A 21,535-nucleotide genomic window follows, 5' to 3' on the forward strand; every position below is an offset into this window, starting at 1 on the left:
CCCAGTCGTGGCGGCTCCCTCCGCCGGCGTGCCGATCTGGGTGATGGCGATCGGGCTCGTGCTGCTCGGCGTGCTGCTGTTCTCCGTGCTCGATGCGCGGCGGCGCGCATCGTCGGCCCCGCCCGTTCGATCGGTGGACGACAGCGCCGTCACGCGCGCGCAGGCGGTGCCGCAGCTCGTACTGCCGCCTGTACCGCCGCCCGTCGTCGCGCTCGCCCCACTTGCCGAGCCCGTGCCCGCACCAGTGCCGCGCTACGTCGCGCCGCCGCAGCCGCACATTGTTTACATGCCGCAGCCCACTCTGCCGGTCACCCCGCCCCAGCCGACGGCGCCGGTGCGCGAGGGAAGCGACTCCGCGGTCGTGCTCGACACCGGCTCCGTCACCGGCGCCCCGTCGCCAGACACGACACCGCGGCCGCCGAATACGGGCGGCGACGGCGCCTTCGCCCCCAACGCCGCGCCCGCCCGCGCAACAGTGATGCACAACCGCGCGACGACGGTGGTGCAGGGCACGCTCATCCCCGTCGTGCTGGAGGCCGCATTCGATTCGACACGGCCCGGCCCGACGCGCGCCGTGGTCTCGCGCGACGTGCGCGGCTTCGACGGATCGCGCGTCCTGATCCCGCGCGGCAGCCGCCTGTTCGGTGATTATCGCGCCCAGCTCCAGCCCGGCCAGAACCGCGCGCTCATCACCTGGAGCCGGCTGATCCGGCCCGACGGCGTCAGCATTGCGATCGGCTCGCCAGCGGCCGACACGCTCGGCCGCGCGGGCGTACGCGGGAAGGTCAACAACCACTTTTTCGAACGCTTCGGCCTCGCGATCCTGCAAACCTCCCTGGACGTCGGCGCAAACCTCGCCTCGCGGATCGGCAACAACAACAATTCCCTCGTCGTGGCCCTGCCCGGCGTCGGCCAGACGCTGACGCAACCGCTGACGCAGGGTGCGCCGATCGCGCCGACGCTGCGCGTTGCGCAAGGCACGTCAATCAGCGTGTTCGTCGCGCGCGATCTCGACTTCACCTCCGTCGAGAGCGGGAAGTGAACGCCGAGCCAGTCTATCTCCACCGCTACCTCGCGCCGCTCGCCGACGCGCTCGCGCGGGGGGACGTGACTGATCTCTACATCAATCGACCGGCTGAGTTGTGGATCGAGACGCTGCACGGGACGATCGAGCGGCACGATGTGCCCGCGCTCGACGAGGCGACGCTCGCGCGTCTCGCGCGGCAGGTCGCAGCTCTATCGCACCAAGGCATCAGCCGCGAGCATCCGTTGCTTTCGGCGACGCTGCCGGACGGCGCGCGCGTTCAGATTGTCGCGCCGCCCGCGACACGTGGGCCGCTAGCGCTCGCCATTCGCAAGCATCTTTCCGCGGATATCGCGCTGGACGATTACGTGTCGTCCGGGGCGTTCGCGGAGACGCAGGCGGGTGACGATGCCGGTCCGAGCGATCTCGATCGCCTGTTGCGCGAACGGCTGGCGGCGCGCGACTTCGCCGGTCTGCTGTCGGCGGCGGTGAAGGGACGGAAGAATATCCTCGTGTCGGGGGGCACATCGACCGGCAAGACGACCTTCCTCAACGCCCTGATCGGCGAGATTCCGCCCGAGGAGCGGCTGATCCTGATCGAGGACACGCCCGAGCTTCGCCTGCGCCATCCCAATGCAGTCGGCCTGCTGGCGGCGCGCAGCACACTCGGCGAGGCGCACGTCAGCGCTAGCGACCTGCTCGGCGCGTCGCTGCGCATGCGGCCCGACCGCATCATCGTCGGCGAACTGCGCGGCGACGAGGCCTATACCTTCCTGCGCGCCGTCAATACCGGCCATCCTGGATCGATGACCACGATTCATGCCGACAGCCCCGAACGCGCGGTCGAGCAACTCGCTCTGCTCGTGCTGCAGACGGGAACGCGGCTGAGTCGCGAGGACGTTCATCACTATGTGCGCTCGACAATCGACGTTTTCGTGCAAGTCGCGCGAACCGGCGGGCGGCGCGTGATCCAGGAAATGCGCCTCGCACGCGACGATTCGTCAGCCCTGTAAGCATCCGCTTGTGTCTTTCCGCTGCGCGGTCTAGCCTCGCAGCGCGACCATCGAAAAGGGGCTGAAGATGAGCACATCGGAGACGGGTTTGCAGGCGGGCGGCGTGAGTCGGCGTGGTGCGATCGGGCTGATGGCGGCCGCCACCGCCGGTGCGGCGGGCGTACCGGGTGGTGCCCTCGCATCCACGCTCCTGCCGGGTGCCGCGAAGATTCACAGCATCGACGCGCAATATGCGCTACCCGGCGGCCGGATCGTCGAAGGTTATTTCGCGCGGCCTTCGGGCAAGACGAGCCTTGATGTCCTTCTGGTGATGCACGGCGAGGCCGGCTACGGCGATGCTGCGCAGCAAACGGCAGCGCGTTATGCCGCCAAGGGCTATCTCGCGATCGCGCTCGATCTGAAGGCGAGTTTCGGCAAGAAGGTCGGTAACGATCGTGCCGCACTGATTTCCGAGGCGCGCAAGATGGTGCCTGCCTTCGCGAAGATGACGCACGCCAATGGCCGCGTCACACTGGTCGAGGCCTGAACCGCGGATTGCGTCAAAGACGATGACTGTCGATGAGTTCGTGCCACAGGTCGATTCCGAATTTCGAATAGACCTGTCGGACGGTGCGGCGATGACGCTGACCCTAATCGCGGCAGACCCCGACAAGAGATCCGCACCCGAAGGATTCAGAACACCCTTCTCGCTTCGTTTCAAAAGCGATTCGCGAATTGTTCTTTCTCAGGACATATATACACTACGTCGTCCCGGATCGGACGACCTCGCGTTGTTTCTCGTGCCGTACAAGCAGACCGAAGAAGGGGTGTTCTACGCGGTGTCGATCAACTAACATCACGCGGTCGCAGCATTTCGACATAGACATCATCACTGCCGATCTCCACAAACCCACTGCGATCGTAGAGGTGCCGGGCCGGATTATCGGTCGTGACCGACAGGCTCACCCCAAGGCCAGCAGCACCGGCGACGTCGATGATCTCACCGAGCAGGGCCGTGCCCAGGCCCTGACGCCGTACTTCAGGCAAGAGGGCTATATCGACGATGTGGATCGCGGTCTCGCGCCGGTCGAGATAGAGGCGACCGATCGGCACGCCTTCGCGTTCGATCACATGGAACGAAGCCTTGCTGAACTGGCTGCGATAGTGCGTTCTCTGCGCCTCGAATTGCTGCGCGACAAAGGCGGCACGTTGGTCTGCGTTCCAATTCAGCATCAGCGCCAGTTCGCGCGCACGGGTCGATGCGTATAGCGTTTTCAGGAACGGTAGATCACGTTTGGCTTCCGGCCGCAGCACAAGGCCAAGCGCAGCGAGCGCTCGTGCGAGGCCGGGTGCCGGCAGGAGGCGTCGCATCAGTTTCGGGACGGAAAAATCCCCTGCAGGCAAATGATATAGCGAAGCCGGAGACGCGGCTGAATATTGGTATGCGGTTGAGAGCCGCCCTGGCTTCCAATTGCCGAGGGCGACATCAGCACTGGCGGCGTGGTCGCAGTCGAGTAAGCGGCACCTTGATTGCTCTGGCCGAACATCACATTCGATGCTGGCGTCGCCACTTTCTGCGCAACCGCAGTGCCGACCGTTCCACCGACAAGTTGATGCAGATGGGCTGGCATCTGCTGCGAGTTCAGCGTGACCGTATCGACGCCGGAGACTTCGCCGAGAACGCGGTTGGTGAGTCCCGGCCCCGTCCCCCAATGCATTGCCGCCCGTCCGCGCAGATCCGGCAGCTGAAAGGTCGTCTGGCCGTTTCCACCGTAGGTTGTGCCAAGGATCGAGAACAGTGCGGAGTTCTGCGCGATCGACAGGATTTGCCCCTCGCACAAGGCCCAGCTTGCGGGCGCGAAGCTGAAACCGACCAGGCGGATTTCACCGATATATGGCTCACTCATAATTGGTCCCCTAAACGATCCGGCAGCTCAGTTGCGGGACGGAAAAACGCCGTAAAGGCAGATGATAAACGACAGGCATTCCGCAGGCATCAGATTGGTGTGCGGTTGCGAGCCGCCAGCCGGCGGCAAAGCAAGCGGCGAGAAAGGCTGTGGAGTAAAGGGGGTCGATCCGGGTGCCGCGTATAGGTAGCCGGGTGCCCCGGCCGGCGTCGCGGGAATAGAGTTTGTCGTCGGCCCCGGCAGGTTGCCCGTCGCCGTCGTCGCGTACACCGCGTGATTGTGAACCGGCATTTCGGGCAGGATGAGCGTATGCGTTTCCTCACCCGCGAGTTCGCCGATCGTGCGCGGCGTCAGGCCCGCGCCAGTGCCCTGGCCAACTGGCAGCCGACCGCGCAGATCGGGCAAGGCAAAAGTCGTCTGACCGTTGCCGCCGTAATTGGTACCAAGCAGCGAGAACAGCGCGGTATTCTGCGCAATCGACATGATCTGCCCATTGCAGAATGCGAAATTTACCGGCGCGAAGTTTCCGGCGAACAGACGAATTTCGCTGATGTACGGGTCGCTCATGGCGTCTAACTCCTCTTCCCCGGCAACAGGCCTAATTCCGCGATGGGAAAATCCCGGAAACCGCGATGCAATAGTTCAACACCAGATACGGCTGCATGTTGTTATGCGGCTGACTGCCGCCCTGCGTCGTCATAGACGCGCCGGCAATTGCAACGAGCGGATTTGTGTCCGCAGCATAAAAATCCGACGCTGCCGAATTGTCAGGACCGAACAGAGCCGGCGTCGGATTGCTGGGCGCCTTCTGAACCGCGCCGGCGTTGCTCGTTCCCGTCAGTCGGTGCGAATGGGCCGGCAGTTCCGAAAGCGCCAGCGCAACGGCTTCGACGCCTTCCTGCTGACCGAGATTGCCGCCGCCGGAGGCAGGGCCTGCCGCGGTGCGGCCCGCGAGATTAGGCAACGCGAATGTCGTCTGGCCGTTGCCGCCGTAGGTCGTGCCAAGCAGCGAGAAAAGGGCGGTATTCGTGCTGATCGGCAGTATCTGGCCCTGGCATAGCGCCCATCCGCGAGGCGCGAAATTGCAAGCCCAGAGCTTGATCTCGCCAAGAAAAGGATTCGACATCGGCGCTCTCCAACAGTCTGGCGGAGGCTCGAGTCGTTCTCGCGATTCGCCCCCACGTAACGTTAGCCATATCGTATTGCGCGGACCGTGCAATCGCGAACCTTCATGCCCGATTCTCACCGGACTCGGCCGCCGTATCGCGAGGATTGCGAGCTTAGGCGGTTCGATGTAGAAAGGGACGAAGACGGAAACTTTCTGGGGGGACGCTATGACCGATGACTGGCAGCCGGCGGAAACTCGGATCGAATCCTCCCGTGGCGAAGCGCGCAAGCCCTGGACCACCCCGCGCGTAATTAGCTCGGACGCTACCGATACTCGTAAGGTTACGTCCCCTGGCGATTATCCAAAGTCTGGTTCGACTTTCGGCGGCTCCTGATCCATTTCAGTCGTCGTTGCGTGGATCGTTGCTGCGCCGGAACCACTCAAGATAGCGCGCAGCAAAAAGCGTCCGCAACGCGGTGCCGGCGTTCTGTTCTTGCTCCGTGATCGCACGACGCCCCTTCGGGATCGTATCCAGTTTCGCGATAATCGCACGCGAGCCTTCAAGATCGAACACCCGCCCCGCACCTGTCGCAGCGAGTCGCTCCGCCTCGCGCAGCAATTCGGGCAGATCGCGGCGCACCATCCGCATCTGATCGGGCGCGATCCGGTCGTTGCGGCGGCCGCGAGTCAGGAACTCGCGCGGATAGATATCGGCGAGCGCGCGGCGCGCGAGGTGGCGATTGCGCCCTTCCCTGACCTGGAAGATTACCGGGGCGGCCAGCGCAAGCTCGACAACGCGACGGTCATGGAAGGGGCGCGTCATTTCGAGCCCGTATGACGCGGCGAGTGTGCCATGGGGCGTATCAGACTGATCCGCGAGACGTGCGACGATGCGCAGGGAAAAATCGCGTGGATCGACGATTGGCGTACCACCTTTGCGCAACCGCCCCTCGGCGACCAGCGTATCGACCCGCTCCCGCCGCAGCAGCGCCAGCGGGCGCGGCGGACGACCTCCGCGCTTCAGCCGCTCCCAGCCATGCCGAACCGGTGCAGGCAGCGACGGACGCAGCAATTGATTCCACACCGTCCGCCACCAGCTGTCGCCGGTGACGCGGCGGTGCGCGACCGCCTCGCGCACGACATCGCGAAATCGCCCTTGCGCCGCCAATTCCGCGAGCATGTGGTCGCCGCGCGGGTTGAGCGTATAGTCTCCGCCGTGGCCGTCCATCACCAGACGCGCGCCTCGCGTGGCCAGCGACTCGAACAGCGCGGTGGTAATCGGATATTCCGCGCTCGCGCCGATCACTGCGTTCTCGAACGCCTGCTCGAGCCCGCTCAACAAATCCCTGCCGTCGCCGGTGACATAGCCTACATCGAGATGCGGCATGTCACGCGCGCACAGTTCCACCCAGCGCCGCGCATCACCCTTCGCGGCCGCACCGGCTGACGCAACCGAGCTTGCGGCGACGAGGCGCAGGCCGCTCGTCGTCAGGGACGGGCCCGCAAGACCGGCGATCGCGCCGCTGTCGAAACCCCCGCTGAGGACGAGACCCGGTGGCCGATCGAGGCGGCGCACGCGGCACGCGACCGCTTCCTCCAACACGCGGCGATAGGCCGCGATATAATAGTCGATATCCTTGCCAAGGTGCGCCGGGTCGGCGTGCGGCTGCCAGTAGCGCCTGCTCGTCACTACACCGTCGCGATCGACCGTGATTACCGTACCGCCGCTGAGCCCGGAGATCCCCGCGAAGGGCGTCTCTCCGGGAGCGGACCTGAGTTCCCGGTAAGCGCGGCGCTCCGCCCAACCTTCACGCAATGCGTGCGGCGCGCCCTCGGCCCAAAGCGCCGGCACCTCAGTCGCGAAGGTGATGCGATCGGCATCGAGATGATAGTAGAGCTGGCGCTGCCCCATCGGATCGCGCGCCAGCGTCAGCCGCCGAGTGCGCGCATCCCAGATGGCGAAAGCGAAATCGCCGATGACGTGATCCACGCACGCCTCGCCCCAAGCGGCGAACGCACGCATCAAAAGCGCGCTGTCGGCCATCTCCACAAGCGCCGGTTCGGCGATATCGAGCGCGGCGGCGAGTTCCTCACGATTGTCGATACGCAGATCCGCGACGAGCAGACGGCCCGCCGTGCGATCGAACACCGGCTGCTGATCGAAGCGATCCTCGCGCGTCACACGCATCAGCCCGCGCCCGAGCGCGGCGGGGCCGTCGGCGATGTGCTCGCTGCCGTCGGGCAGCCGCGTTGCCATCGCCTGTCGCATCCGGTCGAGCGCGCGCAGGTCCGCGTCCCCGCGATCGAAGCGCACGATGCCGAAGATCGCGCTCACGGCGTGATCCCGCGGATCAGGGAATCATCTCGATCGCCCGGTGCGAATCGAGATCGGCGATAAACGCATCGATTTCCGCACGGCAGGTCTCCGGCGTCACGTCGAATTCCTCGACCAGCGTGTCGCACAACGTATCCGGGGATTGCGGCATGTCGAGCAGCGACCAGATTCGTGCGGCGACTTCGTTCAGGCCGAGATATTTACCTTCGATGACACTCATCATGACGATTTCGGCGCCGACGCTTGCCGCGATCCAGTCACCCCGTTTGCCGATGCGCATCGCTATCCTCCTGTTCCCGAACCGGTTCATAGCCCAGCCGTTTCATCATCGCGACATGATCGCGTTCGATGCGGAGTACCTGCTGCGCGGTCAACTCGTCGCGCCATCCCCCGGCCTTGCCACGGCGGAAGAAGCGGCTGCCCGGTTCGCGGTATGGCGGCGCTTCACCGAAGCCGGTTTTGGCCTCCTGACGTTGCAATTCCTCAATCGACGCGCGGCCCACCGCTTCGGCAATATCCGCATCGGTGGCGCGCCAACCCGCGAAGTGCAGCGCCCCGCGCACCGCCCCCACCGGATCACGATGCAGATCTTCGTACCGGACGAGATGCACCGGGATGTCGGCCTGCGCCAGCCAGCTCTCGGCGAACGCGCTCCACCCAAGCAATTGCTGGCGGAGCTGAATTTCCAGCCCGCGCACGCTACCGCAGAACGCGAAGGCGGGATCCGCCATCAGGCCGATCGCCTTGTCGATCGTGACCGACTGGTGATTGGCGAGCGATGCCGCGACGTCGCGGGGATCGCGGACGAACAGGATCGCTCCGGCAGCGGCGTGCGCGCCGCCCATCATCGCCTCGCCCGCGTTGGTCAGCGTGTAGGCGTCATGCGTCTTTACGAATCGGACGGGGTAACGCGATTCGCGCTCGAACGGGTCTTCGAAAATGTCCGCCGCGAGGTGGCGGTAAAGCCCCGGTCGCAGCAGGTCGATTTCGGCGAAGGTCAGCAGCCCCGATTCGATCAGTAAGTGATTATCGAAACGCGCGCGGGCGCTGGCGATCGTGTCGCTGCCGTTGAGCGCGTTGATGTCGGCCGGCGCGGCATCGGGCGAATCGAGATTGGCGAGGACGATACGGAACCAGGTGTTTCCCGATTTCGGATAGGAGGCGAGCCAGACGGTCGGTCTCATGCGGGTTGCGGCCTCCGCGCCTCCGAGATGAGACCGGGATCCGCCAGGCCGATTTCAGCCCAGTGCCGCTCGAGACCGGCAATCGTCTCGTCCATTGCGTCGAAGCGGAATGGACGGGTGAGAAAGAACAACCCGGCGTCGCTCGCGATCGTCGCACCCATGCGGAAATAGGCCTCGCGCTGCCCCATGCGGCGGATCAGCATCGGGCGATAGGCATTCGCGACGAGCAACTGTGCGGCTTCGACGAGGTTCGCAGGCTCGATTCCGGCGCGGTGCGGCGGGCGCTCCTGCATCAGGAAATAGATTGCGCCGATCTGGATCGGATCGGCTTCGGAACGGAGCGGATCGACGAAGAATTTCTCGAGTCCCGCGCGCATCGCCTCGCCGCGCCGATCGTCGAGCCCCAGCGCGTCGATCGAACGCTCCCAAAGCCGCAAGCAGCGGCCGTCGGGCTGGACGGTCGGACGGCCGGCATCGTCGAGCCGGATCGCCGCCTGATCGTCGGTGAGGAGAGGATAGCCGCGTTCGCCGAGTGCAGCTGCCAGCGTCGATTTTCCCGCACCCGACGCCCCGCAGAACAGCACGGCCTTGCCCCCGACCACGATGGTGCTGGCATGCAGCACGATGTTGCAGCGCTGGTGCAAAAGGATGCCGAAGACGTTGCCGGCGAGGAAGATCGCCACATCGCGATCGGCGACACCGGCGGCGCGTTCGAAGACGATGGTGCGGCCGCCGCTCAGATAGAAACGGGCGATATCGGGGATTTCGAGGAGAAAATCCTTCGCCCCGCGCTGCCACGTCGGGCCGGTCGCGAGCACGGCATCAAGCGCGGACGGCACGTTGCCTTCCGCGATGCGGGCGTCCGGCTCGTCAGCGCTTTCGATCGGGATCAGACCAGGCAACGCGATTTCGCTGGCAAGGACGAGCCCCGAGGCGCGGTAGAGATGCGTGCCGCTCATCTCAGGCCCGTGCCCGCTCGAACACCACGCCGATATCGCCGAGGCCACGTACCGCCGCGCGGATGGCGTCGCTCACCTCCGCCTGCTTGGCGGCGCGGTCGTCCGTGAAGGATTGTTGTGGTTGCTTCGCATCGCGCGCGGCCGCTGCGCGCATCGCCGCGAGACCGGCGGCGTCAGTCGTTATACCAAGATGCGGCAGGATCGCTTGCTCCACCGCACCGGGCAGATCGGCGTAGTCGATCGTCAAGCCCGCATCGTCGCCATACGCCGAAACCGCCTCGCAAATGCGGCCGAGGACACGCGCGCAATATTCCTCGGGCGGCAGCAAGACCCCGGTGTCGATCCCGTAAAGGTCGTAAGGCGTCATCCCCTGCACCATCTGCGACCCGCGTATGCGCATTTGCGACACGATGATCTCCGCCAGATCGCGGTACAGGAACACCCAAGGCGCGGCCGGAAATGCCTTGCGGAACAACGGCAGCGCCATCGCGTGCCAGCTATCGAGCTTGAAGACGATCGGCCCTGCCCCGCCCCGCCCCAAGGCCGCGGCCATCGCGCGCAGCAGATCGATGCGGAACGCCTCGGGCAGATCGGGATGCGTGTGGGTGAGTTGAACGATCTCGTCGAGGATCGGTGCCTCCGAGACCACCACCGCGTCGGGCAGCGCCGCAATCATCTGCGCCACCAGCGTCGAGCCGCAACGCGACAGGTGGAATACGAAGCCGTCGGGCTCGCGCAGGCCCGGCGGCATGGTCGCCGCGAGGTCTGCCAGCGGCGTGCGCTGCGCGAGCCAGCGGTTGAATGGCCGGCGCACCGCGCGCCGCCTGCTGTCCTCGAAAAACGGCTCGGCGAGCGGCGCGCCCGCGAAATGCGCCCAGACGACGAGCGGTCCAGCGTCGCCGGGAACGAGATCGACCGGACGCCAAGCCGCATCGGGCCATTCCCGCGTCGTCGCCCGCTGCGGCGCAAAGCGATCAAGGCCAAGCGGATCGGGCCTGAGCGCGCCCGCGATTTCGGCAGCATGCAGGGCGATACCGGCATCTTCGGCGGCACGGACGATCGCCTCGGCAAAAATGCCCGCATCCTCGATCGCCGCCAGTGCAGCGTGGCGCGCGGTATCGGCGCGCAACAGGTGCTGCAGCCGCTCGATTCGTTCCGGTGCGGGCGTTTCCCCGTCCACGCCGCTCTCCTTTTCATCGCATCCTGCGCGCGGTAGCATGCCTATCGTGCAAACCAGCCCTCGACAATTGCGAAGCTCCATCCCCGACCGGGTTCGTCTGCCATTGCCGGTCGACGCAGGGGGATTGCGCGCGGACCTTGCAGCGATGCGCGGGCAGGAATGGACGCCGCACCTCGTCACGCAGAATTTCGAGGGCGACTGGTCGGTGGTCGCGCTGCGCCACACGGCGGGTGCCACGCATCCGGTGATGAAGATCTATTCGGACCCGAACGCGACCGCATTCGAGGACGATCCGCTGCTGGACCGCGCACCGGCGTTCCGAGCGTTGCTGGCGGCACTGCAATGCCCGCTGCAGGCGGTGCGGCTGATGCGGCTGACGCCGGGCTCTATCATCAAGGAACATCGCGACCACGATCTGTCAGTCGAATTCGGATCGGCGCGGCTGCATGTGCCGATCGTGACGAACGCGGGAGTCGATTTCCGCCTGTCGGGCACGCCGGTGCCGCTGCGCGAGGGCGAAATCTGGTATCTTCGGCTCGCCGATCCGCACAGCGTCGCCAATCGCGGCGACACCGACCGCGTCCATCTCGTCATCGATTGCACGGTGAACGACTGGCTGCTCGATATGCTCGGCGGCTGAGCTTCAGGGCACCGCGATCCCGCCGCCTTCTAGCCGCAGGATGCGGTCTGGCGGATCGGTATCGGGCAGGCGGTGCGTGATCATCAGGATGGTGACGCTGCCACGCAGCCGCCGAAGTGTTTCGAACAGGCGCAGTTCGGTCGGGCGGTCGAGCGCGCTGGTAGCCTCGTCGAGGATGAGGATGCGGGGGCCGCGCACCAGCGCACGCGCGAGGCAGATACGCTGGCGCTCCCCGCCCGAAAGCAGCGCACCGCGATCCCCCACGCGGGTCTCGATCCCGTCGGGCAGCGCGCGTACGAACGCCGCCGCCTCCGCCGCCTCCAGTGCGCGCCAGAGCGCCGCATCGTCAGCATCGGGCGCGGCCCAGGCGAGGTTCGCGCGCACGCTGTCGTCGAACAGAAACGGATCCTGCGGCACATAGCCCGTCTGCCGTCGCCACGCCGCGCGTGCGGCATCATCGGCGACGGCGATATCGTCGATCAGCAGTGTTCCGGCCTGAGGCGCGAGCAGGCCGGTGACGATATCCGCGAGCGTCGTCTTGCCCGCCCCCGACGCGCCGACCAGCGCGACGAACTCACCCGCTGCGATCGTCGCCGCAACCCGATCGAGCACCGGCGCGGAGCGCGGATCGTGGCGGTATTCGACCGCGTCCAGCACGACGCTGGCGGGGCCGGCCGGATACGCGGATTCGGCCGGCCCCGCCACCGCCGCGCCCGCGCCGTCGAGCAGCGTGCGTTCGATGGTCAGCAATTCGCCGACCGCTGGCAGCATGATCACCAGCGATTGCAGCCCCTGCGTCAGGCTCAGCAGCGGCGCGGGCAGGCGCGAGAGCAGCACCAGCATCGCCGACAGCAACGCCGCGGGAGTATGGACGAGGTGGATCCCCGCGAGCAGCAGTGCGATTGCCGCAATCAGCGCCGCGACCTGAAAAGCATTCGCGCCGCGCGCGCGCGCATCGACATAGGCGACCGACCGCGCCCGCAGCGCGGCAGAGCGATCGTTGAAGTCACGCGCATAGCGCTCCTCCGCGTCATAGGCCTTGGCGAGCTTCATACCGGCGACGAAATCCGAGAAGGTGGCATGCCGGCCTGCCCCCGCGCGCGACAGATGCGCGCCGTAATCATGCGCCGCGCGCAGGATCGGTCGCAGCAGCGGAAGCCCGGAGACGATCAGCACGACCGCGACCAGCGACAGCCGCGGGTCGAGCCAGAACGCCAGCGCGAGCTGCACCGCCAGTTGCAGCAGCGCGCTACCCCCGCGCAGCAGCCGGTCGCTGCCGATCGACAGCCGCCCGACTTCTTCGGTGATGGCGAATTCGATGCGGCTGCGACGCATCGCGCTCAGCGTCGACCAGCTGGCGCGGCAGAGAGCGGCGACCATGCGCGCGCGCCACGCATCCACCAGAGCAACGCCGAGCCGGGCGAGACCGACCTCGCGCCGCCACAGGATCAGCGCGCGGACGAGCGCCAGCACGACCAGCAGCACGAGGATCGACCCAAGCCGTTCCGTGCGGCCTTCCACGCCCATCCACGCGAAGGCGCGCGCGATGCGTTCCGGGATCGCGCCGCCGTCGCCGAAAATCGTCGCCACCAGCGGCACGAGCAGGACGATGCCCAGCCCCTCCACCGCGCTACCCAGCACCGCGAGCACAACGCATCCGGTCAGCAGGCCGGCACCCAGCGCGCGCACCGACGCGAGATAGGCGGCCAGTTCGGCACGGATGCCGACGGCCCCGGCGGCGATCCCGTCTTTTCTCAACGCGGCGACGGCAGCGTTACGAAGCACGCGACGACGGTGAAGCGCCCCTCGCCGCGCCCGCCGCTGACGCGGACGCCGCCGGCATCGACCCAGGCGTGCGCGGACAGCGAGCGACCGGTCGGCACCGCTTCGATCTCCACGCCGAAATGCGTGGCCGTTGGCACGCCGAGCCAGCGGCAGAACATGGCGGCGACGAGCGCCTGTGGCAGGCAATCGCTGCGAAACGGCGCCAGCCGCGCCGCGCGCTGGACGGCGCGCTGCACGAAGCGCGCGCGCGCTTCCCCGCGCCGCCCGATCAGTGGCGTGAAGCCCGCCGCGCCGATATTGCGCCCCAGTCCCGCCGCCAGCCGCACGAAAGGCACCAGTGTGATGAGCGCCGCCGCGCCGGCGATCGCCAGCCAGGCCGGCACGATGGCGAGCTTGTCGGCAAGCGGGATACGCCACGCCCGGCGGAAGCGACCGGGGCGCGACGGCGTGCGGGGCAAGGCGCGATCGAGGCCCGGCGTCACCATCGCACGCACATCTGATAAATCGGTGGGACGCGACGGCATGACCGGGACGGTATCACAAAGAAAGTGCGCCAAACATGCCCCTCACCTGCCGCGCGGCGACCAGCGCGAGCGTTTCCATGCCCAGACCGGCAGGCGCAACAGCGGATAGAGGAAGTGCAGACGGCCCGGCAGCTGGAGCAGGCCGACATCCTCGCCCGCGACGGCGAAGCGGTGGACGACGCCGAGGCGCTGACGCCAGCTGCGCGCGAGCAGAAGGGTCGCCCAACGCTCGGTCCAATCATAGCCCGGCGTCTTGTGTGCCGGCGGATCGCCGGAGCGCGGCATCATCATGTTGCGCGACATTGCGAGCAGGCGTTCGAGTCGCCAGCTCTTCGGCCGAACGAAGCCGCGCGGCGGCTCCGTCCCGAACAGCTCCTGCGCGAGCACGATCGCCGTCACCGCCGCGAGTTCCGCCCGGCGGTCTTGCGCCTCGGCCCAGAGATCGGGCGCGGCGGGGCCCCGGTTGCGCTCGATCAGTGCTGCCACGTCGGCGATCCACTTGAGCCGGGCCCAGCCGTGCGCGGTGCCGTGCAGGCACAGATAGACGAACAGCGCAGCATCGCCGAGCGTGTCGATGGCGGTATCGGCGGATACCGTCACGCGCTGCCATTCGGCAGGCGGCGGCAGATCGAGATCGCCCGCCGCACCGGTCAGCCGCCAGTGCAGTTCGACCTCCGCACCGTTGACCGGGTGGCGATGCGTGCTGTCCTTCGAAAACGCCATGAACGCGCGCAACGTATCCGCGGTGAAGGCCTGCGCCGGGATCGTCCGCCGATAGCCCATCGCGGCGAGCAAGTCCCACGCTTCGGCGACGTTCTCCTCCGGCACCACTGCGTCGATATCCTTGGCGTGACGGACGGTGGATGCGCCATAGACCAGCTGCGACAATGCGACGCCCTTGACGAAGACCAGCGGGACCGCCGCAACGGCGAAGGCATCCCGGATCCGCGCCGCTTCCGTACAATCGCGCAGCGCGGCGAAAGCACTCTTGCGTGCGCGTGCCTGGATCGCGTCGGGCACGGCCAGGCCTGCCTCGCGCAACGCGACGGCGACCTGGCCATCGACGCGGTGACGCCAGGCCAGCCGCGCGAATCGTTCCCAGTCCACGTCGCTTGCCGCGGACCGCGCCGCCGCCAGTCGCACCGCCGAGAGCGGCCATGCGCAGCAGGCGCACAGCAGCGCGAATTCCGCCGCTCCGGGGGCCGGCGTACGCAAGCGCTGCTGTTTCTCCCGAATGGGCAATGCGGCCTTCCCCCCGTTGCGTCGCGGAACAACATATCAGGCAATGCCGGATTGTCAGGCCGTCAGTGCTTTCGGAGTGACGGGATCCGCGCCGAATGTTCACGATCATCCGACAGCGAGCGCTTTGACGTGCTACGGTTGGGTGAGGCGCTGGTTCTGCGGGAACAGGTGCCGTCTGGCATCCTCATCCATCTCCTGCTTGAACTGGAATTTCTGCGCGAGCGCCTTGGCGCGGGCCGCGGCGGGACGCGCATCGATCTCTTCGATCAACCGCTTCAGGTTCGGGAACCGATCGTTCCACGCCTCCGCACCCGCCAGATATTGCACGAACCGGCCCCATCCCCACAGCGACATATCGACAATCGAATATGTCTCGCCAAGCATGTAGCGGCCCTTAGCGAGTTGATCCTCCACGATGATCCAATGGCGCTCGGCCTCGAACGTGTAGCGGTTGAGCGCATAATCTTTGGGTTCCGGCGCGTCGCGCAGGAAGTGGCTCGCCTGCCCGCTGTACGGCCCGATCCCGCTGGCGACGAACAGCATCCACGAGAGCATCTCGGCGTGGGCAGCGTTTTCCGGCGGCACGTAGAATTTGCCGGTCTTGCGGCCGAGATAAAGAAGTATCGCGCTGGAATCGAAGATCCTGACATCATCATCGAGAATCGCCGGCAGCTTCCCGTTCGGATTTATCGCCCGGAACTCGGGCGTGTGTTGCCCGCCCGTGCGGGCATCGACGGGGACGACCTCATAATCCAGGCCTGCCTCTTCCAGGAACAGCGCGACCTTCGCCGGGTTGGGCCCGGTATTATAATAGAATTTCAACAACGGACTCTCCCAAGTCTGACTACAGAATGATCATTCACCCTCCACGCACCACGAGCGATGTGCTGGCGGTCGCCAGGAGAGCGCCATGTTCCGAGAAGATGCGGAGCCCGCCGTGAGCGACGCCGTCGGCGATCGCGTCGATCTCGATATCGACGAGCACCCATTCGTCGTGACAAGAACCGACGAAGCGGACGGTGTTATCGAGGCTGTTGGCGCCGATCTCGAATCCGGTCGCATCACAGATGGCGACCGAGACATAGTCCGCGATGATGGCCAGCATCGGCCTGTCGAGACGATAGCCCCCGACCGGCCGGACCCACAGCGACACGCGGCCATCGCCGCGAACACCGTCCAGCAAATGCCCGTCCGGGTATCGGCCCCGTGCCAGCCGGAACTCGAACTGCGTATTGATACCCGTCTGGTAGACCCGGTGGTCGCGAACCACCGGGCACCCGCGCCAGGGCGCCGTAGCCGGTGCCGCGGTCCATTGCCCATCGTGCCTGTCGATCGACGCGCCGAGCGTGGCCTGCACGGTGATGATCCGGGTGCCGTCGGCCTCGCCGATCAGGCGGGCCTGCGTGAGCCTCCGTCCGGCCGCGCCGATCTCGGTCGTCAGCGTCAGGATCATGCCAGGCACCGCGAAACTGTGATATTGCGCATTGGCCCAGATCACGGGCTGGCCAACGCTCCGCTGCATGGCTTCGATCGCGACGCCGAGCGCTGAGCCGCCGAACAGGAAAGGCTTGCCACGGGGCCCCGCGCACAATCTGTCCTCGACCTCGAACCGCCAGCAGACGTTGGCGGCGTCCTCGGCCGAAAGCGTGACGATACCGCGGCGTTCCGTTGCAGATTCCTGGCTCATCTCACGCCAGCCCGCGATCGATCAGGCTGCGCGCCGCATCGAGAACCGCGTCTCGTGCGGAGCGCAGCGGATGGCCGAGCAAAGATTCCGCCTTTGCGCTCGAATAGGTCGTGCGCTGGCCGAGGATCGGGGCGATCTGGCGCATTTCGGGATTGGAAAACGCACCGAGGCGGATGATGAAATCGGGGATGGTGCGTTTTGGCGTCCTCGCCGCGCTGTCCCCAAGGCCCTCGCGAAGAATTCGCGCGATGTCGCTGAACCACAGAAAGTCTCCGGCGGCGATATAGCGTTGGCCCGCTGCTTCCGGCGTGATCATGGCGAGGAGATGCAACGCGGCAAGGTCGCGGACATCGACGATATTGTACCCCATGCGCGGCACCGCCGGCATCTTGCCCTTGAGCATCAGGCGGAGAAGATCGACGGACGCGGAATAGTCGCTTCCCAGCACCGGGCCCTGTATCGAAGCCGGCAGGACGGTGGTCAGTTCGAACGGCTGGTCATGGTCGCGGACGAACGCCCACGCATCCTGTTCGGCAAGAGTCTTCGCGCGCGGATAGTTGAACGCCGGCCGATCGGGGCGATCCGTCCATGTGCGCTCGTCGATGACCGCGTCGCCGGGGCGATCGGGCATTGCCGCCGCAGTCGATGAGGTTATCACGACGCGACGGACACCGGCACGCGCCGATGCCTCCAGCACACGCCGCGTTCCCGCGCGCGCCGGCGTTATCACATCGGTGCCGCGAAACTCCCCCACCGGCATCGGCGAGGCGACATGATGGACATAGGCGCAACCCGCGACCGCGGCATCCCAGCCGTCGTCGTTGAGCAGATCGGCCGCGACAAAGGACAATCGATCGCCGGCATCGACGTGTTCGGCCAGCATGGCGCGGACCTGGTTTTCCCGCGACAAGCTGCGGATCGTCGTGCGGACGCAGTAGCCCTGGCGAAGCAACTCCAGCACGACGTACCCGCCGACGAAACCCGATCCTCCCGTGACGAGTACGCTCGTGTTCGCGGCGTCCTTCATCGGCCCTTCTCCCCGCGGCAAAGACCGCTCTCGATTTATTTTACCGATCGCTATATATTGAGGGCGATGACCGTCAACATATTTATAGCGATCGATAGATAAATGCCGACAAACGCAGCCAAACGCGGCCGACCCGCCACTTTCGATCGTGCCGAGGCAGTGGAAATGGCGACGGCGCTGTTCTGGCAGCATGGTTATGACGGCACGTCGATCGCGATGCTCACGGCGGCGCTCGGCTGTACGCCGCCGACGATCTACGCCGCATTCGGATCGAAGGAGGGCCTCTACCGCGATGTCGTCGAACAATATCGACGACGAGGCCCGGCCAGCCAGGGCGAGCGGCCGGCCACACCGTCCGCCTACGCCATGGTGGAACGCTACCTCCGTGAGGTCGCGCGCCAATTCACCGATTCCAGCCACCCCAAAGGCTGTATGGTCGGAACCGGTGCGCTGCAGTGCGGCCCCGGCAGCGAAGCGATCGCGAGCTACGCCAAAACGGTACGCACCGATGGACACCGCCTGTTCGCCGCGAAGATCGAGGACGCGAAGAGTCGTGGCGAGCTTCCCGGCGAAACCGATGTGGAAGCGATCACACGTTTTTATATCGCCGTCGTGCAGGGCATGTCGGTCCAGGCCATCGACGGCGCGGATCGCGACCAGCTTGAAGCGCTGGTGGAAATCGCGCTGACCGCGTGGCCAGGCCGGCGATCATAGTGGCCGGGAAGGCAAGCGGACCTCAGCCCCGCGCCGCCCCGTTTTTGCCTGAGGCGAAATGAGTCCGCGCGCCTCCCAAGCCCGTCCAGGTGTCCGGCAACATTCGCAATTCCTCGACGGTATCGAGATCGTGCGACAGGCCGGGGCTGTGGATAAGAAACGGAGTGCCACTCGCCGCCTCAACGTGCCGCTGGAGGCTGTCTGTACCGAAATCGAAAGTGAAAGGCGCAAAGGCCACGAGCGCGACGCCGTTCGTGCCCTTTCCGTAGCGGTCAGGCGCCAACCCCAGGCCGCCGTGTTCCTCCGTACCAGCACAGAAAGCATCGACGTCATCGGGCGTGAGCAGTGGCAGATCGGCGTGGAGAAACACCTGGTTGGTGTTCGGTGCGGCGTCGCGGATGCGTTGCAATCCGCGGTTCAGCCCCTCACCATGATCGGCTTCCCATCCGACGCTTCCGTCCGGCCAGGGCGATGCCGAAAAGACGCTGACCGACGCTATCCGCGCGGCCCGGCGCAGCGTCGCGAGAACGTGCGCCGCCATCGCTTCGGCCAATGCGACGCGGGCGTCTGGCGAAAGCGCGGATGCAAGGCGCGATTTCACCGCCGGGCCGCGCTTGATCGAAACGATAGCGTGCCATTCCACGGCTAGACCGCGCTGCGCCGCCTGCCCGCGCTTTCGGCCAGCGCGAGCGTGGCACGCGCGACGCGGATGCGATCCTCAAGCGTGGTCATCATCGTATCGGTTTCGAGGATCAGCAGGCCATCCGCGGGCGCGGGATCGCCGGCATGGACGACCAGACCGTCGATCACCGCGCGGTAGTGCCGCGCTATGGCGTGGTTGTCGATCGCGAGGCCGAGTTCCGTCATCAGCTTGGCGGTCGGCCCCTTCACCGCCGCGCCGCCGACGATCGGCGAGACGGCGACGACAGGCCCCGACGCCCGTAGCAGCGCGGCGCGGATCGCGGGCACGGCGAGGATCGGATCGATGCTGAGGAAGGGATTGGACGGCGCGATCAGGATCGCGTCCGCCCCGGCGATCGCCTCGATCACGCCGGGCGCGGGAGACGCGCCGTCCGCGCCGTCGAAGCGGATCGCGTTCACCGCCGGAACGCAGCGCTCACGCACGAAATACTGCTGGAAATCGAGCGGGCCGATCGCGGTATCGAGCCGGGTACGGACGGGGTCGTCGCTCATCGGCAACACCGTCACGCCGATCGACCAGGCCTGCGCGAAGGCGCGCGTGACGACACTCAAAGAGTCGCCCGCCCGGAGCCGCATGCTGCGCAGCACGTGCAGCGCAAGATCGCCGTCGCCGAGTTGGAACCAGTCCTCGCCGCCCAGTTCGCGCAGCGCGGCCATGAAGCCCCAGCTTTCGCCCGCGCGTCCCCAGCCCTGCACGGTATTCGCCTTGCCCGACAGCGTGTAGAGCAACGTATCGATATCGGGCGATATGCTGAGCCCGAGATGCTCGAAATCGTCGCCGGTGTTGACGATCGCGACGATCTCCTCCGGCGGCATCACATTGGCGAGGCCGAGTACCAGCTTGGCACCGCCCACGCCCCCCGTCAGGACGACCACGGTCATTGGAACAGATCCTCGGCGAGCGGGCGGTTGAGGTCCGCTGCCGGCCGGCTCTCGCCCTCGAAGGGATAGTTTCGCACGATTACGGCCGGAACGCCTTCTGCGCCCTCCCCGGTTGCGAGCGCGGCGGCGCTGGCGATCAGATCGGCGATGGCCACCTGCGTCACCTCCAGCGTGCGACCGTCGCGATCCACCTCGCCGCGCCTGTCATGCAGCGCGGGCAACCCCGCCGCGCCGATGCCGACCGCGGTCACGCCCATCCGCCACGGCCGCCCGAAGCTGTCGGAGATCACGACCGCGGGCCTCGGCCCGGACATCGCCAGCGCGTCGGCGATTCCTGCCGCCGAACGATCGGGGTCTTCGGGCAGCAACAACGCACGCTCCGCGCCGCCGGGGCCGATATTGGAGCGGTCGATCCCGGCATTGGCCATCACCAGCCCGAGCCTGTGGCGCGTAATCAGCACGTGCGGCACGGCGCGCAGGATCGTTGTCGATTCACGCAGTACCAGTTCGACGAGGCGCGGATCCTTGCGCGTGATCGCGGCGAGGCGCAGCGCCTCCTCCCCCGGCGTCACCGCGTCGAGCGCGACGAAGCGCCCCTCTGCCTTGGACACGATCTTCTGCGTCACGACGAGGATATCGCCTGCGATCAGGGCCGTGCCGCTTGCTTCGATCCCCGCGAGAATGGTCGCGGCGAGATCGTCACCGGGCACCACTTCGCCGATGCCGGTCAACGGGATGATTTCGATCGCGCGGCGAGCCCGTGTCGCGCCCGCCCGTTGAAGGTTCACGTCGCGCCTCCCGCAGCGGTCTTCCGGCTGTCTCCTTGGGTCAAGCCGGTCCGCCTTGCAAGCGTACCGGCGGACGTGACCGGATCATGCGTGCGACAGCGCTGCCGCCGCCCAGCCGCCATCGACCGGCAACACCACGCCGGTGATGAACGACGCCCGTTCCGACGCGAGGAAAACGGCGGCATTGGCCAGTTCCTCCGCCTCCCCCGCGCGACCGAGCGGTATGCGGGAGATGTAGCGCGAGATATCGGCCTGTCCGCTCTCGACCAGCTTAGCCAGCATTTCGGTGCGGAACGTGCCCGGCGCGACCGCATTGACGCGGATGCCATACGGCGCCCAGTCGATCGCCAGCGCACGCAGCAGTCCGTCCACCCCCGCCTTCGACGCGCAATAGGCGGCCCGCTCGGGCAACGCATGGCTGGCGGCGATCGAGGAGAGCATGACGATGCTCGTTCCCGGCTGGAGGAACGGCCGCGCCGCCTGCGCACCGGCGAAGACGCCGCGCATGTTGACGCGCATGACCTTGTCCCAATCATCGAGCGCGTAGCTGTCCGACGGGCCCGCGATGCTGATGGCGGCGTTGAGGACGACGGCGTGGACGCCCCCGCCGATCTCCTCGGCAAGTTCGCACGCGCGCGTCATGTTGGCGGGATCGCCCGCGTCGCCGATGACGCTGCGATGCCCGCCGCCGAGCGCACCCTGTGCGGCCTCCAGCGCGTCGGCCGAAACGTCGACCCCGACCGTCAGATAGCCGTCACCGGCAAAGCGTGCTGCGATCGCGCGGCCAAGGCCCTGCGCGGCGCCGGTTATGACGACGCCCTTGCGCTGCTTTTCCGTCATCGTGTCTTTCCTCTC

Annotated in this window: 25 protein-coding genes; 6 read left to right on the forward strand and 19 right to left on the reverse strand. The window is 66.7% G+C overall.

What is annotated here, in order from left to right; genetic code table 11:
- The first annotated feature begins 7 nt into the window (after nucleotides 1-7).
- From Q5H94_RS12440 to Q5H94_RS12455, 4 genes are all read left to right on the forward strand, one after another.
- Nucleotides 8-1,042 carry a TraB/TrbI/VirB10 family type IV secretion system protein gene (locus Q5H94_RS12440; protein WP_304561593.1) on the forward strand — a complete coding sequence of 345 codons (1,035 nt, stop codon included), beginning with the start codon at nucleotides 8-10 and terminating at the stop codon, nucleotides 1,040-1,042.
- Nucleotides 1,039-2,037, forward strand: a complete 999-nt coding sequence (gene virB11 / locus Q5H94_RS12445) for a P-type DNA transfer ATPase VirB11 (protein ID WP_304561594.1) — start codon at nucleotides 1,039-1,041, stop codon at nucleotides 2,035-2,037. Before Q5H94_RS12440 ends, virB11 begins: the two co-directional genes overlap by 4 nt.
- Nucleotides 2,038-2,104: 67 nt before the next feature.
- Complete coding sequence (locus Q5H94_RS12450) at nucleotides 2,105-2,563, forward strand: dienelactone hydrolase family protein (protein WP_304561595.1); 459 nt, start codon at nucleotides 2,105-2,107, stop codon at nucleotides 2,561-2,563.
- A gap of 22 nt (nucleotides 2,564-2,585) precedes the next feature.
- Nucleotides 2,586-2,870: a DUF6916 family protein gene (locus Q5H94_RS12455; RefSeq protein ID WP_304561596.1), complete on the forward strand. Its 285-nt coding sequence runs from the start codon at nucleotides 2,586-2,588 to the stop codon at nucleotides 2,868-2,870.
- Here Q5H94_RS12455 and Q5H94_RS12460 read toward each other — a convergent pair.
- The 9 genes from Q5H94_RS12460 to Q5H94_RS12500 form a co-directional block, all read right to left on the reverse strand.
- Nucleotides 2,863-3,387 (reverse strand): GNAT family N-acetyltransferase, encoded by a 525-nt coding sequence (locus tag Q5H94_RS12460; RefSeq protein WP_304561597.1) that lies wholly within the window; start codon nucleotides 3,385-3,387, stop codon nucleotides 2,863-2,865. The two genes, Q5H94_RS12455 and Q5H94_RS12460, sit on opposite strands and share 8 nt — an antisense overlap.
- Complete coding sequence (locus Q5H94_RS12465) at nucleotides 3,387-3,923, reverse strand: phage tail protein (RefSeq protein ID WP_304561598.1); 537 nt, start codon at nucleotides 3,921-3,923, stop codon at nucleotides 3,387-3,389. Before Q5H94_RS12465 ends, Q5H94_RS12460 begins: the two co-directional genes overlap by 1 nt.
- 27 nt (nucleotides 3,924-3,950) lie before the next feature.
- Nucleotides 3,951-4,490 (reverse strand): phage tail protein, encoded by a 540-nt coding sequence (locus tag Q5H94_RS12470; protein ID WP_304561599.1) that lies wholly within the window; start codon nucleotides 4,488-4,490, stop codon nucleotides 3,951-3,953.
- Nucleotides 4,491-4,521: 31 nt separating this feature from the next.
- On the reverse strand, nucleotides 4,522-5,049 hold the full coding sequence (locus tag Q5H94_RS12475) for a phage tail protein (RefSeq protein ID WP_304561600.1): 528 nt from the start codon (nucleotides 5,047-5,049) through the stop codon (nucleotides 4,522-4,524).
- A gap of 382 nt (nucleotides 5,050-5,431) precedes the next feature.
- Nucleotides 5,432-7,366, reverse strand: a complete 1,935-nt coding sequence (locus Q5H94_RS12480; RefSeq protein ID WP_304561601.1) for an asparagine synthase-related protein — start codon at nucleotides 7,364-7,366, stop codon at nucleotides 5,432-5,434.
- A 16-nt stretch (nucleotides 7,367-7,382) separates the two neighbouring features.
- Nucleotides 7,383-7,646 (reverse strand): PqqD family protein, encoded by a 264-nt coding sequence (locus Q5H94_RS12485; protein WP_304561602.1) that lies wholly within the window; start codon nucleotides 7,644-7,646, stop codon nucleotides 7,383-7,385.
- Nucleotides 7,624-8,550 carry a sulfotransferase domain-containing protein gene (locus tag Q5H94_RS12490; RefSeq protein ID WP_304561603.1) on the reverse strand — a complete coding sequence of 309 codons (927 nt, stop codon included), beginning with the start codon at nucleotides 8,548-8,550 and terminating at the stop codon, nucleotides 7,624-7,626. The genes Q5H94_RS12485 and Q5H94_RS12490 overlap by 23 nt, the downstream gene beginning before the upstream one ends.
- Nucleotides 8,547-9,509: a hypothetical protein gene (locus Q5H94_RS12495; protein WP_304561604.1), complete on the reverse strand. Its 963-nt coding sequence runs from the start codon at nucleotides 9,507-9,509 to the stop codon at nucleotides 8,547-8,549. The genes Q5H94_RS12490 and Q5H94_RS12495 overlap by 4 nt, the downstream gene beginning before the upstream one ends.
- Nucleotide 9,510: 1 nt before the next feature.
- Complete coding sequence (locus Q5H94_RS12500) at nucleotides 9,511-10,689, reverse strand: sulfotransferase family protein (protein ID WP_304561605.1); 1,179 nt, start codon at nucleotides 10,687-10,689, stop codon at nucleotides 9,511-9,513.
- 124 nt (nucleotides 10,690-10,813) lie between these two features.
- Here Q5H94_RS12500 and Q5H94_RS12505 point away from each other — a divergent pair, with 124 nt between their 5' ends.
- Nucleotides 10,814-11,329, forward strand: a complete 516-nt coding sequence (locus Q5H94_RS12505) for an aspartyl/asparaginyl beta-hydroxylase domain-containing protein (protein WP_304561606.1) — start codon at nucleotides 10,814-10,816, stop codon at nucleotides 11,327-11,329.
- 3 nt (nucleotides 11,330-11,332) lie between these two features.
- On the opposite strand, the gene Q5H94_RS12510 is transcribed toward Q5H94_RS12505, so the two are convergent.
- From Q5H94_RS12510 to Q5H94_RS12535, 6 genes are all read right to left on the reverse strand, one after another.
- Nucleotides 11,333-13,087: an ATP-binding cassette domain-containing protein gene (locus Q5H94_RS12510; RefSeq protein WP_304561607.1), complete on the reverse strand. Its 1,755-nt coding sequence runs from the start codon at nucleotides 13,085-13,087 to the stop codon at nucleotides 11,333-11,335.
- Nucleotides 13,084-13,599 carry a lasso peptide biosynthesis B2 protein gene (locus Q5H94_RS12515; protein WP_304561608.1) on the reverse strand — a complete coding sequence of 172 codons (516 nt, stop codon included), beginning with the start codon at nucleotides 13,597-13,599 and terminating at the stop codon, nucleotides 13,084-13,086. Before Q5H94_RS12515 ends, Q5H94_RS12510 begins: the two co-directional genes overlap by 4 nt.
- Before the next feature lie 81 nt (nucleotides 13,600-13,680).
- Nucleotides 13,681-14,853, reverse strand: a complete 1,173-nt coding sequence (locus Q5H94_RS12520) for a nucleotidyltransferase domain-containing protein (protein WP_304561609.1) — start codon at nucleotides 14,851-14,853, stop codon at nucleotides 13,681-13,683.
- Between the two features lie 159 nt (nucleotides 14,854-15,012).
- Nucleotides 15,013-15,702 carry a glutathione S-transferase family protein gene (locus Q5H94_RS12525; protein WP_341850108.1) on the reverse strand — a complete coding sequence of 230 codons (690 nt, stop codon included), beginning with the start codon at nucleotides 15,700-15,702 and terminating at the stop codon, nucleotides 15,013-15,015.
- 37 nt (nucleotides 15,703-15,739) lie between these two features.
- Nucleotides 15,740-16,567, reverse strand: coding sequence for an acyl-CoA thioesterase (locus Q5H94_RS12530; protein WP_304561611.1), 828 nt, complete (start codon nucleotides 16,565-16,567; stop codon nucleotides 15,740-15,742).
- A gap of 1 nt (nucleotide 16,568) precedes the next feature.
- Nucleotides 16,569-17,594, reverse strand: a complete 1,026-nt coding sequence (locus tag Q5H94_RS12535; RefSeq protein ID WP_304561612.1) for an SDR family oxidoreductase — start codon at nucleotides 17,592-17,594, stop codon at nucleotides 16,569-16,571.
- A gap of 165 nt (nucleotides 17,595-17,759) precedes the next feature.
- Here Q5H94_RS12535 and Q5H94_RS12540 point away from each other — a divergent pair, with 165 nt between their 5' ends.
- Nucleotides 17,760-18,308 (forward strand): TetR/AcrR family transcriptional regulator, encoded by a 549-nt coding sequence (locus Q5H94_RS12540; RefSeq protein WP_304561613.1) that lies wholly within the window; start codon nucleotides 17,760-17,762, stop codon nucleotides 18,306-18,308.
- Nucleotides 18,309-18,330: 22 nt separating this feature from the next.
- On the opposite strand, the gene Q5H94_RS12545 is transcribed toward Q5H94_RS12540, so the two are convergent.
- The 4 genes from Q5H94_RS12545 to Q5H94_RS12560 all read right to left on the reverse strand — a co-directional run bounded on the left by Q5H94_RS12545 (nucleotide 18,331) and on the right by Q5H94_RS12560 (nucleotide 21,520).
- Nucleotides 18,331-18,951, reverse strand: a complete 621-nt coding sequence (locus Q5H94_RS12545; protein ID WP_304561614.1) for a CofC family guanylyltransferase — start codon at nucleotides 18,949-18,951, stop codon at nucleotides 18,331-18,333.
- A gap of 2 nt (nucleotides 18,952-18,953) precedes the next feature.
- Nucleotides 18,954-19,892: a 2-phospho-L-lactate transferase gene (gene cofD / locus Q5H94_RS12550; protein ID WP_304561615.1), complete on the reverse strand. Its 939-nt coding sequence runs from the start codon at nucleotides 19,890-19,892 to the stop codon at nucleotides 18,954-18,956.
- Nucleotides 19,889-20,680 carry a coenzyme F420-0:L-glutamate ligase gene (cofE, locus tag Q5H94_RS12555; protein ID WP_304561616.1) on the reverse strand — a complete coding sequence of 264 codons (792 nt, stop codon included), beginning with the start codon at nucleotides 20,678-20,680 and terminating at the stop codon, nucleotides 19,889-19,891. Before cofE ends, cofD begins: the two co-directional genes overlap by 4 nt.
- Before the next feature lie 84 nt (nucleotides 20,681-20,764).
- Nucleotides 20,765-21,520: an SDR family NAD(P)-dependent oxidoreductase gene (locus tag Q5H94_RS12560; protein ID WP_304561617.1), complete on the reverse strand. Its 756-nt coding sequence runs from the start codon at nucleotides 21,518-21,520 to the stop codon at nucleotides 20,765-20,767.
- Between the last annotated feature and the right edge of the window lie 15 nt (nucleotides 21,521-21,535).

The organism is Sphingomonas immobilis, from assembly GCF_030580995.1.
Classification (GTDB): Bacteria; Pseudomonadota; Alphaproteobacteria; order Sphingomonadales; family Sphingomonadaceae; genus Sphingomonas; species Sphingomonas immobilis.